The sequence below is a fragment of the Thiorhodococcus minor genome, from assembly GCF_010820565.1.
GTDB classification, from domain to species: domain Bacteria; phylum Pseudomonadota; class Gammaproteobacteria; order Chromatiales; family Chromatiaceae; genus Thiorhodococcus; species Thiorhodococcus minor.
The window spans coordinates 1-13,581 of sequence record NZ_JAAIJQ010000040.1 but is presented as its reverse complement, the minus strand read 5'-3'; the positions used below and the strand labels follow the sequence as shown (position 1 = coordinate 13,581).

Below are 13,581 nucleotides of genomic sequence, written 5' to 3'. Positions count from 1 at the left end.
ACGGTCGGTGCAGTCCGACAATTGACCAAACGAACACTGAATCATGAAATGGCAACGGTTGAGCGCCAACTTTTCTCTAGCCCTCTTGATCTGTGCGGCCTTCATCCTCTTCATCGCTGCGCAGGTCCCGGAAAACACCCTTCTGAAGTATCCGGGACTCGTCAATCTGTGGCTGGTCATCGAGCAGGACCCGGCATGGCTGATCATTGCCGGCTCGCTTGGTCTTGCGCTTACTCCCTTACTCCGCGTTGGGCGCTTGGTCGAACGGCTGGACAAGTTCCGATCATGGGCCACAGCACGCCAGCATCCGGTGACGCTGCTCGCGATCGCGGTGTCCCTCATCGCAGCGATCGGTGTCGACTGGGTCTATCACCGATTTGCCCTCTCGCTCGATGAGTTCCTCCTCGTCTGGCAAGCGAAAGTCTTCCTTGCCGGCCACCTCATCGCGCCGATTCCAGAGGGATGGAGCACCCTGGCTCGCGCACTCCAACCGATCTTCATGTACTACGATTTCGTCAACGGATTCTGGAGTCCGGCTTATCGTCCGTTGTCGGCCGGTATCTACGCCCTCTTCGATCTAGCTCACCTCGGACCCTGGTCGAACGCGCTCCTCGCCGGCGGCTCGGTCGCCCTGACCGCAGCCATCGCGCGCCGCACCTGGCCGCAGGAGTCGACTGCACCCGGCTTTACAGCTCTATTCGTCGCCACCTCCCCGCAGCTTCTCATCACGGCCATGACGCCCTACGCCATGACCGGACACCTCTTCCTCAACTTGCTCTGGTTATGGCTCTTTCTCGCCGACACCCGTAACAAGCACCTTCTCGCTGGCCTGGTCGGTCTGCTCGCGTGTGGGCTTCACCAGATCTACGTCCACCCCCTTTTCATCGCACCCTTCATGACGTCGCTACTCTGGCAGAAACGCTGGAGGCTCGCGGCTGGCTATGCCGCCTGGTACGCGGCGGTGCTGTTACTCTGGATCTACTGGCGAGATCTCGCGACCTTCTTAGCCCAGGGCGATTCCTTCGGCTTATCAGACACTTTGAACACCGTATCCGCCAGTGGCTCAAGCCTGTTTCGCCAAGTCTTCACACTGGCTGACGGCCCCAATGCCGGAGAAACAATCGCTATCCTTTTCAATCTAGCTCGCTTCGTTGCCTGGCAGAATCCCTTGACAGTATTGCTCGCTGTCGTCGGGTGGCTCGGGCTGGGACGTGCGCCCCATCTCATCCGAATGCTCTCCTGGAGCCTCGTCTTAACAGTCCTCGCGCATGTCATACTCATGCCGTTACAGGGGCACGGCTGGGGCTACCGTTATCTCCATGTGCACCTTGGCTCCTTGGCATTGATCGGCGCCTGGGGCTGGCTGCGTCTGCGAGACACAATGCCTGATCGTGACCGAATTTCCTTCAAGAACGCCGGAGCCGTCCTCGCGCTAGCCACCTTGCTCGTCGCCGTCCCTCTGCGTGCTTGGCAGACCGAGACCTTCGTCCGACCCTTCGCCACGGCCGACCGCGCCATTCAAGGCCGCTCGGAAGACATCGTAGTCATCGACGCCAGTGATATCTGGTTCGGGGTAGACCTTGTCCGTAATGATCCGTTCTTGCGAAATCATCCGAGGATTCTTGTCGCGCAACGCATCCAGCGCGAATCTCTCGAGGCAGTCTGCGCCGACTCACGTTGGGTACTCATCGACTATCCTTCCGTTGCACGTTTCGGATTGCGCCAGATGCCCGAGCCACAGCACACAGGAGCACAAACACCCATGACGCTGCGAGCGCAGCTCGCACAAGCGGGGTGTGATTCAGTAACGGGGATCGCAGACTCGGCGCCCCCCGATTGCGAGGCGATCTCCTGTCTCCGCCCATAAGTAGCAAAGAGTTGCGACGATGCCGAGAACATTGAATGCGCCATCCGCAGCACCAGTGGACCATTCGATGATGGCGTCAAAGCGCTTTCTCTCCACCGCAGAGTCTTGCGTCGAAGTCGGCTCGCTCGAAGGTCAAACCCCACTAACCCTCCTTCTGTGCCTTTCTCGGCTCGGAGCCATTGATGGCCGCCGGAATCCGATCGACACTTCACCTCCATCTTGCGCCGAGCAAGCCCCACAAAGCTCGCATAGGGCGGGGAATCCTCGGTATCGCACAAACGCGATCCCAGCGCCTAGCGGAAGTTTGGACTGACGCGATGGCCTCCAACGAAACCCTAACGGGACTTACGCCGAGGGATTCCAGGGCTTCCTGCTCAGGCCATACTTTCGTCAAAATAGGTGTCCCCATAGATCTGCCAGCCAAGCCACAAACGCGCCCCACCGCGAAGCGTCATGCTGGCATCGACGTCTCCATCATCATGCCGTGCCTGAACGAAGCCGCGACGCTTCCTTGGTGCATTGAGCGCGCGGCGCAGGCGCTCGATGCGCTTTCGACGAAAAGCGGGCTGTCCGGCGAGATCATCGTCGCGGACAACGGCAGTACGGATGGTAGCCAGAGGATCGCTAAACAGCGCGGGGCACGCGTCATTACCATCGAACAGCGCGGCTATGGGGCGGCATTGCGCGGAGGAATGTCAGCGGCGCGCGGCACCTATCTCGTCATGGGAGACAGCGACTGCTCCTACGACTTCACCGAGGCCGTTCCCATGGTCGAGCGGCTCATGGCCGGAGCAGATCTCTGCATGGGCTCCCGCTTTCGCGGCGAGATCAAGCCCAAGGCGATGCCCGTCTTGAATCGCCACCTGGGCAATCCGCTGCTCTCCGGTATCTTTCGACTCTTCTATCGGCTGCCTGTGAGCGATGCCCACTGCGGACTGCGCGCACTCACCAAGACGACCTTCGAACGGCTGCGACTCGACGCGGACGGGATGGAGTTCGCCACCGAGATGGTGCTCAAGGCATCCTTGCTCGACTGCCGTTACGCCGAAACGCCAGTCACTCTATCGCCCGACCAGCGCGGCCGAAAACCCCACCTTCGACCATGGCGTGACGGCTGGCGGCACTTACGTTACATGCTGATGCTGTCGCCGCTCTGGCTCTTCTTCGGGCCATCCATTCTCTTTTCCCTCCTCGCGGTTCTCATCATCACTCCGTTGCTCCTGAAACCCGACGGCAGCATGATTACCATTGTCGGCCTCCCGTTCGGTGACCACTGGATGATCCTTGCCTCGGCCTTCTTGATCGTGGCCTTTCAAACCGCCTTGTTTGGCTTTGCCGCGACCATTCATGGTGTCCGGGAGGGCTATCGTCGCATCACGTCTGGCGTTCGAAGAGTGCTCATGACCGCGCGCCTAGAGCATTTCATCGTCGCCGCCTCGATCCTCATCCTGACCGGTTGCATGATTTTCATGAGTGTCTTAACGCAGTGGGCCGACCAGGGCTACGGCGAATTGTCCGCTATCCGCCCCATCACAGCTGCCTCCACCCTCGGGGTACTCGGGCTGCAATCCTTCTTCGGAGGCTTCTTGCTGTCTATCATTGCCGGAAACCGCGCACATCCTGCCGACTTGATGGCCATTTCAAACAGCCACAAGCACCGCCAAGACGGGAGAGCACTCGAGTCCTAGATATCCGCAAATTTCACGCGCGCCTTCTATCGACCGTTTTCCACAGGCCTCGAAGCCCCCGAGAGATCGCGCCTCCCCCAAGGTAGCGCAGCGTTCCTCCCGAAAGTTCGGACCATAGCCAAACACCCCGTCACGCACCAAATGCCTGCAATGCGGATCCTGACAGTCTCCCACTTCTTTGATGACCACGGCGGGGGCATCGAACGAGTCGCCGCTCACCTCTCGGAGGAGTTTCACGCACTCGGACACGCCTCGATCTGGGCCGCAGCCTCTCGCGATCAAACACCCCCGACAAACGGCGTCACCCGAATCTCCCTCCCCTACTTCGACCCGTTGGAAAAAGCGTCTGGATTACCGATGCCCATTCCTAGCCTGACTGGCTTACGGCGCTTGCTGAGAGCCGTCCGAGATGTGGATCAGATCGTGATTCACGATGCCCTCTACGTCACCTCCATCGTAACGCTCGTTGCCGCAAAATGGATGCGGAAGCCGGTCCTGTTGATTCAACACATCGGTGATATTCTCTTTCCGAGCCAATTTCTACGCACGCTCATCGCGCTAGCGAACCGCTTGGTCACCCACAACATGCTGCGCGCAGTAGACAGGGTCGTGTATATCAGCGCAACGACTCAAGAGGCGTTCTCTGGAGTAAAAACCCGACATCCAAGCAGGGTCATCTACAATGGCGTCGACACGGCTGTCTTCAATCGCAAACGCCGCGCTGAGAGAGACGACATCCGCACATCGCTCGGCGTCAACGAGGATCGGAGACTCGTCCTCTTTGTTGGGCGCTTTGTGACCAAGAAGGGCCTCGAAATCATTGAGAGGCTCGCCCGACAAAGATCCGACCTCGAGTTCATATTGGCCGGATCGGGTGTGATCGAACCCGAAACATGGAGACTTCACAACGTTCGCGTCGTGCGCAATCGAACCGGCAGGTCGCTCGCAGAACTGTATTGTGCCGCCAATCTCCTGCTGCTCCCAAGCGTTGGTGAAGGCTACCCGCTCGTAATTCAGGAGGCGATGGCCTGTGGATTACCCGTCATCTGCGGTGAAGCCTCGGCCAACGCCGATCCAGACGCGAGTCGTTGGCTTATCGGAGTTCCAATATCCCTCGCCGATATCTCAACCACTGCCTGTCGGATCTCACACGCCATCGATAACATGCACTTTTCCCAACAGGATGCGAGCCAGCTCGCCACTTATGCTAGGGAGCGTTATCAGTGGTCGTCGACGGCGCACCAGATTCTTGCTGAGATTCATGATCGATAGCATTCTGTCTCCATTCAACCGCGACCAAAATTCGCCTCCGAAGATGCCGAAGGAATGAAATAAGCCGTACCAATAAAAACGCAATAAATGACGGCTTCTTTCGCGCACGCCATCTACGAAAGACCTCTGTCTCCCCCGCATAGATCGCGCCGAGATCTTCAGTCAGCCCTGTTTGGCCGAACGACCGTTTTCCACCTCCGCAAGTAACAAGCCGTTCATTCAGGAACAGGCACTTATGTTCGGCAGCGACGCGCAGAAAGAATGCGTAGTCCTCTGCATGACGCATATTTTCAGGAAAGCATTCGCACCTCATCGCGACACTGCGACGCATAACAACAGTCGGCGTGATAAGCCAATTGCGAAAAAGCATCGCCCACTCCCTGACGGGAAAGATTTCCACTTTTTTGTGCAATCCCAGGACATTCGAGCCGCAGGCAATCAGATCAAGATCAGGATCGCGCTCCAAAATCGCCATCTGTTTCTCGATTTTGCCCGCGAGCCAGATATCATCGTCGTCCAAGAAGGCCACCCATTCGCTCCGAGCGGCACGAATACCTGCATTCCTAGCTGCCGATGGTCCGCGGCTATCTTGCCGTATCCCGACGATCCGTGGCCTGTAGATAGTTTTTGACATCTCCTTTAGAACCGCTACCGTGTCGTCAGTACATCCGTCATCAACCACAATGATCTCATCCACCGCACTCGTTTGCTTCAGAACTGACTGAATTGCCTTCTTAAGCGTACTTGAGCGATTATGCGTGGGAATGATAACGCTGATCGAACCTGCTGCCATGGAACTATAGTGGTGGATTACGTTTCTCTGTGGTCGGAAATATCGACGTACCGTATTTCGATCTACGACCCGTCATGAAAGCAAGACGAATGCAGCTTTGGTGCACGTCATTGTAGATACAGACGCATCGCGCGAGACTAAACTTGGTTCTCTTGAGTTTCTCAACTGCAAGACTAAACGCCTAACGACCTGTCTGGATGCCTCCTGTCGCGCGTCTGCAACGAGACTGCGTAATCGGCTATCGCCGTGCAGGTCATGCCATTTACCGCTGATCAAGACGCTCAGAACGTCTGCCGAGTTGACGTGAGTCTTGGCGTCCGAAACGTCCGAACAGCTACTAAGAAATTCGCGACAGCGGAACCACTCATGAGAACAGGGCTGCGTTGCTTTCCTAGCTCTATCGTACAGACCACCGCGACGGCTGCCGCAAAATCCACCGAATCAGATCACCAATGTAATACGACAAGCGAGCCGGCAATAGCCTTAGCAAAAAGATGGTCGTGAGTCGGAGTTTATCTAACAACTGGACGCGCAGCGGCACGACAATTCCTAGATCTCTATTTATACGGAAAATATCCGCAGCAACGCTTCGCGCAGAATCGAAGCGAAATGAAACGCCTCCGATAGGCGTGCTAGATATTTTTGTGGGAAAGAATTCAGGGGTCGTCTCTCGTAGAACTCTCAGCAAGAAGTGAGAATCGGATGCAATCGGAAAACGTAAATCGAAAGGAGGTGCACACAAGAATAGACTTCTATGGTGGAAAATAGCCCCGTGCGGTGGCAGCGCTGGCCGTCCTATCTGCCATTGACCTTCATAGTCCTCCCAAGGCCCACCCAGAGTTTCCAGTTCCACTCGCTGGTCAGCGCTCAGAAGTGTTTGAATGCCGTAAGCTACACGAACTCGTGTGTCCAAATCCCCCAGTCGCCTTATGCAAGTGTCTAATGTATCTGGCGCACGCAATTGGTCGCCAGCACCGAGAAAAAGCAGCCACTCCCCTTTAGCGACGGCGCAGGCTTTGTTCCAGGCATCATATATACCCAGGTCTGGCTCGCTGACCCAGAAAGACACAAGGTCCGCATGTGCCTTAATCAAGTTAACCGTATTATCAGTGGATGCGCCATCGATGACAATCCACTCGAAGTCGTCGGTCCTCTGCTCACGGATAGACCTGATCGTATAAGGCAACTGATCTGCTGCATTGTGGGTCGCAGTTATGATGCTGAGCGTAGGAGTAGACATTTCGCTTGTCCTGACTTTTCCGAACTCGACGGCGTTTTTCGCCTGGATTCATAATGTTCAGATTCTAGTGTTCCGTCCGTAAAGCGCGCCGACCGGTGGACCAGTGATTTGGAGAATCTGCAACGATACGCTCGTAAGTTTCAAGATAGCGTCCTGCCACAACTGGGTATGCGAAACGCCGTAACGCCTCTGCGCGTGCCTGTTCGCGGAGTCCAGCATGGCGCTGCGCATCGACCAAAACCCAACGGATGCCTTCGGCCAGATCTTCTGTATCGTAAGGTCTTGCCAGCCAGCCTGTTTGCTGGTGGGTGACAATGTCGGGTAGGCCGCCAGTGTCGAACGCGATAACGGGCGTTCCACATGCAAGCGCCTCTACCCCTGTATTCGGCAGATTGTCTTGACGCGACGGAATCACCATCGCGTCCGCGGCGCAGTAGGTGGCACGGAGGCTGAGGTCATCGCTCAGTCTCCCCAGATAGTGCACGGGGAATCCTAGATCCGGCGCGGTTTCTGGCTCCCCCTGCCCCATCACGAGCAACCCAAGGTCTGGGACCTGCCCTCGCAGCAGTGCCAGCGCCTCGGCCAGCAGATCGAAGCCCTTGCGCGGGTCGACGGCACCATCGTAGGCGCCGAATAGCAGCAGAGGCACCCGCGGGGGCAGACCGAGCAGGTGGCGAGCAGTCCCTGAATCGATCGGACTCCAAACCTCCGTGTCCAAGGCGTTTGGGATCACCTCGACCGGCCAGGTGCTCATCAGCGCGCTCTGGCTCACGCAATCTGCCAGCCAGCGGCTCGGTGCGACAATCTGGATCGGGTGTTTCCAATGGCGACGCTTACGATTCCAGGTCCGACGATTCAGGTCGAAGCCCGACTCATCCGCCGGGCGATTGTCGCGACGGTAGCCGGCGCGCCAGCGGTCGTCCGTCGCATAGTGCTCGGCGCCGCAGAAGGCCCACATATCGTGCAGGGTCCATACCAGCGGCTGGCGGATCCGTGCGACCTCGGCAACCGAGAGCATCAGTGATCCCATCCAGTGCAGATGCACCACATCCGCATCTGAGCGCGCAATCCTGCCCAGCCAAGGCGAAGGCAAGACGGCCGTAGAGTGAAGAACCGGGTTGGCTGTCTTCATCAGCCGCATCAGCACTGGATCGAGCTCGGCGCGCCCTAGATGCGCCAGCTTCTCCAGCTTGTTTGACATACCCCGAACGGTCGGATCACCAGAGGCAGCACGCATCACGCGCATCTGCGAATCAACGCCCACCGTATGCAGCGCGCGATGGATGCGATAGGCCGCTCGCGCCGCCCCGCCGAGGACATCAGATTCGCTCAAGTGCCAGATCTTCATTCGCTAAGCCCCGCGCGGCGCCCTAACGTCTTCATCTGGGAGTGGAATTGCCCCAATAGATTGAGCAGCGGGCCAACGCCGCGTGCGATGCGGTCACGGCGTACAAGGGCGGCAACGTCGATCTCACCGTGCTTGCGAAATATCAGGACATGCGCGGCCCCAGGTACTGCTCCGACGTAGCTCAGGGCGGGAGAGGCCAAGACGTAACGGAATGTGTGCCTGAGATAGAAAGTCCCGGGCAAATGACACTGAATACAGGGATAAAAACAGTTCGCGAAGAGGACGAGCCCCCCCTGCCGCGTAGCGTCAATGCAGCGCTGGGCCAGCGCGATCGGCTGCTCGACATGCTCGAGCACGTCCTGCGCGATAACGACGTCGTAACCGTCCGATGACAGGACATCATGGAATCGGATCTCGCTCCGATACCCCAGCCGCCGTCGAAAGAAGTCTGACGGAAAGGGCTCGATGAGGTCGATCTGACTCCGACCTGGAAGCCGATCGACGATCTGTCGCGCGAGTGCGCCTGAGCCTCCACCGTAATCGGCGATCCGCAATCTGGCTTGATCGTCACACGCATCCTTCAGAAAGGCTGCGATCGCCTGTCGATGTCGCACCGACGTCGGATCCGTATCCGCGAAAAGCCCGTTGAGCACCCATACCGGGTGTGCATAGAAATCAGCGATCCGCTGAGAACCGAGGGGACGACGGTTATCGAGGCCCATCTCGGCCCACACCCGATCCATCTCGGCCCAGAGTTGTTGAATGCTCAGACCCTGGCCGTAACCAAACCGCGCGAGATAGGCATTCAGCTCGACCGCAGTGTCCACCGCCTCAGCCCCGATCAACATCGCCGCGCCGAGGAAGCAGGTTGACAAGTGCAGACATTGCCTTGCTCCCAGCGAGCGACAACCGTCCTAGGCGACCGCAAAAGTGATGCGCAAAAACGAAGTCGTCCGCTCGTAAGTCCTGCTTCACCTCATTCGGATGCACGAGCGAACCGAGCGCATGGTGCGGAAACATGCAGCCTCTCCCTGATCCACGCGTGTGCGTTGCCTCGTCGGAGAAGCCAATGTTGGTGACCAGATTGACGTTCGGCGTCGCCGTGAGACCGCCGCGATACCAAACGCTCGCAGTCCAGGGATAAGCCCAGGAATCGATCTCGCCACGCGCGACACGGTCGAAAATCGCCTGCCAATAACGGCGCTCCCTTGCATTCGGGAGCCGATCTCGCCAAGCCGCGGAGCCTTGCCATTCCGGCCAGAAGTGCAACTCCCCATCGTAGAGACGCCAGGCCCGCCGCCATGAAGCCCAACCCCAGCAGTGGTTGTACTTAGAGAAATAGTAGGAAGCGTCGCCGCGCCGACGCCCCCGTTGGAAATTGTCCCCGGTAATGACGGAGACCCGCGCGTCCTCGGCGTAACGGGCCAGCAGCGCATCGCAGAAAAGGAAGAAATCCGGGTGCGGCAGACAGTCATCCTCCAGCACGATGCCCGCTTCTTCTTCCCCGAAGAACCAGTCGAGCGCATCGGACACTGCACGTTTGCAACCTAGATTGGAATCACGAAACCGAGTGTAGACCTGGCACGGCCAGTCAACGCCCGTAGCGATCTGCCGCACTTTCTCGCAGCGATCCAGCTCGCCTATTCGATCCGCACGCGGGCCGTCAGCAGCGACGTACAGCCGTGCTGGACGAGCGGCGCGGATGGCCTCAAAAACCGCTGAGGTTTGATTAGGACGGCTGAATACGAGGAAAAGCACAGCAGCCTTCCCTGCGTTGCCCGATGCACTCACGTCAACGCTCAACCGGGCTGTTTGAAGAGCGAACTAGCACGCATAAAGCCCCCGAAATCAGGACGCACGAAGGTCACGCCGATCCTTCTCCTTCATTTGCGGCATTTGGCAGGAGCGCCAAAAGATCGTCTTGACCACAACCTTGTTATGGATCTTAATCAAAGAGCATGAACGACCAAAGGTATATCTATTCACTTATGCGGAACATCATGTTTCTTAAAAAAGATAGTATTAACGCATTTTGCATAGATGCTATATCCACACTCTCTCATGAACTCAGCCAGATCACTTTCAAATAGAGTATGGAGACTGCTCTCCAGCGATTCTACGAGAACGTATTTTGGACGAAATCGCTGCCAATCGTTCGACTTCAAAACTTCCAGATCAAATCCCTCCACATCAATCGTAAGAAAATCGATCACCCTATTTTCAGGCAAACATCGCTCCAATATGCTTGAAAGCGGTTCTGTCTTGACTCTCTTTACGTCCAGAATCTTGCATTTGTTGTTACATCTAACCCTATGCTGAGAAAGCTCGTAGGAAAAGCCGTTCAGCGCCGGCTCGGTGAAAACAAAGAAGTCCAACCATCTCGAATCCAATGCAACCCCGAGCTCCAAATTGGTATCTCGTGGGCGGAGCTTTCTAAAGGCATCCATACTTCCAGGCGCAGCATCGACATTTATTCCAGACCAACCTCGCCGATAAAAAAGATAGGTGTTCGAAAAGCGTTTCGGATGGTGGGCACCAACGTCAACGTAGAAACCGGAACTCTGCCTCTCAAAGATCCGTTGAAGAATTCGATCTTCTCCCTCTTGAGCCCAGCTTGTTGCTTGCCAAGGATCCCAATCAAAAAAGCACAGAATCCTTCTAATAAGATGAAGCAAAACAACAGGCGCAAGTTTCCGAAGACTACTTACGAGCACAGCACGCATATTGGGTCACTGAAAAAACTCGCAGCAAATTGAAAGAACGAGCTTTCATAAAAAATAGGAATCGGGTCTCCTTCTGAAAAACATCGAAAAACATAGCAGCTAATCCGTACGAACATACGGTTGCCAAGGCTGCACCTGTTGCGCCAGCCCGAGGAATCAGCCACAGATTCAAGAGCACGTTCGTCAAGGCACCCAGTGCTGTTCGCTGAAGACTCAGAACCTGCCTATTCTCAGCCAAGAACCACTTTCCACTTGCCACCCCGAGGAAAACGAAGACAGCCGCCCAAATATGTAGCGCGAGGATTCCGCCGGCACTCGAATATTCAGGGCCAAATAGGAAGATGACGATTGGAGTTGCGGCAAGTGTCATCAATAGCGCAACCGATGCAGCTAACCAAACCATCATATCAAATAGCTGCTGCAAGCGCAGATGATACTCTTCGTCACTGCGTCTCTTAGCGTCAAGTATTGCCGGAAAAACAGAAGAGGCTATGGCGAGCGGGATGAAGTACCATAATTCACTGATACGTACGGCTGCCGAATAAATCCCGACTGCGTCATCGTTCAACATTGCCCCCAGCATCACCTGGTCGATCTTCATATAAATCATGACTGCAACTCCTGAAAAGGCCAGCGGCCAACTATTTCGGAGAAGCTTACGCGCCCAGGCGATGCGAAATCTCCAACGGTCGGTGGTTACTCTAGTTCGACGGTAGACAAATACCAAGACCAAGGCGGTAAGCGCAGCTTCAACGACGAGCAAGCCGACGAAAGCGATCAAGGGCGCACCCACGAGAATCAAGCCTACACGCACGCCCGCCGCGGTTAGAAGAACCACAGCGTCCCCCCAAACAGCATATTTCGACTCCACGCGCGAATCGAACCAGTAGCGGATTGGGTCGACGGCCTTAAAAAGTAGGCTGAAACCGATCAGCGCGACCATGGTCTTCATCAATGGGTCATCTGGCCGCGTAAACGCGACCACGCTGACCGCAAGCAGCAGCGCCAGGAGACCACCCATGACTTGAAGAGCGGCCCCCGTACCGAGCAGTTCGGAAGCCCGATCAGGCTCTCGGACCAGATCGCGCACCAAGATACCTGGCAACCCCATGGTCGCAATCGGGCCGAACAACGCAACAAAGGCGATCGCATAGCTCAACTTCCCGAACTGCTCCGGTCCGAGATAGCGTGCAACCCAGACGCCCACAAGCAGCCCAACACCCATCCGGACCGCCTTGTCGAAGAACAACCAGCCCATGTTCCCAAGGATCTTTAACAAGCCGGGACGCTGGCTGAGACGGACGCGAAGTTGGCTAGGCAGATAGCGGATCAATAGGTTCGACACGGGATTAGTCGGCGCGGGCTTGGGTGGACTTCGCTCTCGAGACTGTAAAGATATTCCGTGTAGGTTGAGCTGAGGCACGAAGCCCAACATCGCGGCCGGCTAAGGCGCTGATTCTTTGGCCCCCTGCGTCCGCCCAATGGACGGCAAGACATGATCTTTGCGGTGCGCTCGGAGTACTTTCACAGTCTCTCTCGCTCGTCCACCCTACAGGGCTCTGCCCTTCCGTTGCTACGGATCGGTACAAGTTTCCGAGAGTCGGCCGGTATTTGATCGGCCTTGCGGAAATCGCTAAGGGCCGCCGCGGTCAGTCTGGCAGCCGCCCTGGGTGCGGCGGCTCAATGCCGCTCATCAAGGTCGAAAATCTCCTCGACCGTGGACGCGCTCAGCACTCGAACCCCCCAAGCCTCGAGCTGGCTTGGGCTGGCCCGCCGCAAGCGCTCCATCACTTCGGGCGACAGCGCGCCAAAACGCTGCTCGATTTGCATACCCAAGAGTCTGGCGAGCCCCTGTTCGATGCCTTGCTCGATGCCTTGATCGATGCCTCTCTCGATACCTTGCTGCAGACCTTGCTGCAAGCCTTGGTCGATGAAGCGTTCGGCGAATCCGCTCATGAGATCGGCCTCCTCTGCATACTGTTCTCGGTAACGTCGCTGCTCCTCGTCGTCGAGGGCCGCGTAGATGTCGATGAAGTCGAGATATTTGAGCCGCCGCTCGGGGTCTGCCTCAAGGTTGACCAACCCACGCACGGCGCTGGCATAGACTTCGAGCTTCTCTTCAGGATCATAGGCCATGTTCGGCAGATTCAGACGCGCGACCAGGTTCGAGCTGTCGAAATAGTCCCGCGCCCGAAGGCCGAAGGCCGAAGAGCGGCCAGGATTAGGTAACGAAACTCGAGGTAGGAATTCGCATCGCCGCCAAGACGCAGCGCTTGGGCATAGGTGCCGCGATGCAGGAAGATGACGACCGGGACGACGCGGTCGGTACCCATCAGCTCAGCCAAGTCCAGACAGTAATGCGCCAGGCGATGGATGGAGAAGTGGGTCGGATCCGTCTCTTCCTCGATGACGAACAGCAGTGCTGCACGTCGTCCGTCCGGCCAGTCGACCAGCAACGGGGTGTCCAGTTCGCGGAAGCGATCGCCAAGGCGCTCCTTGAGCTGCTCCTGTCGCACCGGGACGATCCGCACGTCTTGATCGAGGGCGCCTGATTCGGAAGCGGCGGCGAACGCTGAGCCTGGCCACCGTCCCTGATGGATTTTCCCCTTTAAATAGTCATTTTGCATGAGGGAGAGGGGTGGGCCTCCCT

The 13,581-nt window shown here is 57.1% G+C and carries 11 protein-coding genes and 1 pseudogene; 3 read left to right on the top strand and 9 right to left on the bottom strand.

Annotated features, from left to right (window positions below; translation table 11 throughout):
- Positions 1–43: 43 nt before the first annotated feature.
- From G3446_RS14150 to G3446_RS14140, 3 genes are all read left to right on the top strand, one after another.
- Positions 44–1,867: a type 1 periplasmic-binding domain-containing protein gene (locus G3446_RS14150; RefSeq protein WP_164453480.1), complete on the top strand. Its 1,824-nt coding sequence runs from the start codon at positions 44–46 to the stop codon at positions 1,865–1,867.
- Between the two features lie 317 nt (positions 1,868–2,184).
- On the top strand, positions 2,185–3,555 hold the full coding sequence (locus G3446_RS14145; protein ID WP_164453479.1) for a glycosyltransferase family 2 protein: 1,371 nt from the start codon (positions 2,185–2,187) through the stop codon (positions 3,553–3,555).
- Positions 3,556–3,705: 150 nt separating this feature from the next.
- Entirely contained in the window at positions 3,706–4,827 is a 1,122-nt protein-coding gene (locus G3446_RS14140) for a glycosyltransferase family 4 protein (RefSeq protein ID WP_164453478.1), read from the top strand.
- Here G3446_RS14140 and G3446_RS14135 read toward each other — a convergent pair.
- The 9 genes and pseudogenes from G3446_RS14135 to G3446_RS28070 form a co-directional block, all read right to left on the bottom strand.
- Positions 4,763–5,620 (bottom strand): glycosyltransferase family 2 protein, encoded by an 858-nt coding sequence (locus G3446_RS14135; RefSeq protein ID WP_164453477.1) that lies wholly within the window; start codon positions 5,618–5,620, stop codon positions 4,763–4,765. The two genes, G3446_RS14140 and G3446_RS14135, sit on opposite strands and share 65 nt — an antisense overlap.
- Before the next feature lie 397 nt (positions 5,621–6,017).
- The gene (locus G3446_RS29180) at positions 6,018–6,860 is read right to left on the bottom strand and encodes a glycosyltransferase family 2 protein (protein WP_164453476.1); all 843 of its coding nucleotides are present in this window, start codon (positions 6,858–6,860) and stop codon (positions 6,018–6,020) included.
- A gap of 64 nt (positions 6,861–6,924) precedes the next feature.
- Positions 6,925–8,208 carry a glycosyltransferase family 4 protein gene (locus G3446_RS14125; RefSeq protein ID WP_164453475.1) on the bottom strand — a complete coding sequence of 428 codons (1,284 nt, stop codon included), beginning with the start codon at positions 8,206–8,208 and terminating at the stop codon, positions 6,925–6,927.
- Positions 8,205–9,056, bottom strand: a complete 852-nt coding sequence (locus G3446_RS14120) for a class I SAM-dependent methyltransferase (RefSeq protein WP_164453474.1) — start codon at positions 9,054–9,056, stop codon at positions 8,205–8,207. The genes G3446_RS14125 and G3446_RS14120 overlap by 4 nt, the downstream gene beginning before the upstream one ends.
- A complete protein-coding gene (locus G3446_RS14115; RefSeq protein ID WP_164453473.1) occupies positions 9,040–9,999 on the bottom strand; it encodes a glycosyltransferase family 2 protein in 960 nt (319 codons plus the stop codon). The genes G3446_RS14120 and G3446_RS14115 overlap by 17 nt, the downstream gene beginning before the upstream one ends.
- 191 nt (positions 10,000–10,190) lie before the next feature.
- A complete protein-coding gene (locus G3446_RS29175; RefSeq protein WP_164453472.1) occupies positions 10,191–10,931 on the bottom strand; it encodes an FkbM family methyltransferase in 741 nt (246 codons plus the stop codon).
- Positions 10,909–12,276, bottom strand: a complete 1,368-nt coding sequence (locus G3446_RS14105; protein ID WP_209262420.1) for a flippase — start codon at positions 12,274–12,276, stop codon at positions 10,909–10,911. The genes G3446_RS29175 and G3446_RS14105 overlap by 23 nt, the downstream gene beginning before the upstream one ends.
- 335 nt (positions 12,277–12,611) lie before the next feature.
- Positions 12,612–13,067, bottom strand: coding sequence for a DUF4351 domain-containing protein (locus tag G3446_RS28075; protein WP_245232503.1), 456 nt, complete (start codon positions 13,065–13,067; stop codon positions 12,612–12,614).
- 11 nt (positions 13,068–13,078) lie between these two features.
- Positions 13,079–13,581: pseudogene (locus tag G3446_RS28070) on the bottom strand (hypothetical protein); the annotation flags it as partial.

What these genes read in the sequence shown, in the direction of transcription:
- G3446_RS14145 (WP_164453479.1), top strand. Translation starts at nt 2,185, where the DNA reads ATGGCCTCCAACGAAACCCTAACGGGACTTACGCCGAGGGATTCCAGG.
- G3446_RS14120 (WP_164453474.1), bottom strand. Translation starts at nt 9,056, where the DNA reads ATGTTGATCGGGGCTGAGGCGGTGGACACTGCGGTCGAGCTGAATGCC.
- G3446_RS14125 (WP_164453475.1), bottom strand. Translation starts at nt 8,208, where the DNA reads ATGAAGATCTGGCACTTGAGCGAATCTGATGTCCTCGGCGGGGCGGCG.
- G3446_RS29180 (WP_164453476.1), bottom strand. Translation starts at nt 6,860, where the DNA reads ATGTCTACTCCTACGCTCAGCATCATAACTGCGACCCACAATGCAGCA.
- G3446_RS14135 (WP_164453477.1), bottom strand. Translation starts at nt 5,620, where the DNA reads ATGGCAGCAGGTTCGATCAGCGTTATCATTCCCACGCATAATCGCTCA.
- G3446_RS14150 (WP_164453480.1), top strand. Translation starts at nt 44, where the DNA reads ATGAAATGGCAACGGTTGAGCGCCAACTTTTCTCTAGCCCTCTTGATC.
- G3446_RS14140 (WP_164453478.1), top strand. Translation starts at nt 3,706, where the DNA reads ATGCGGATCCTGACAGTCTCCCACTTCTTTGATGACCACGGCGGGGGC.
- G3446_RS29175 (WP_164453472.1), bottom strand. Translation starts at nt 10,931, where the DNA reads ATGCGTGCTGTGCTCGTAAGTAGTCTTCGGAAACTTGCGCCTGTTGTT.
- G3446_RS28075 (WP_245232503.1), bottom strand. Translation starts at nt 13,067, where the DNA reads ATGGCCTATGATCCTGAAGAGAAGCTCGAAGTCTATGCCAGCGCCGTG.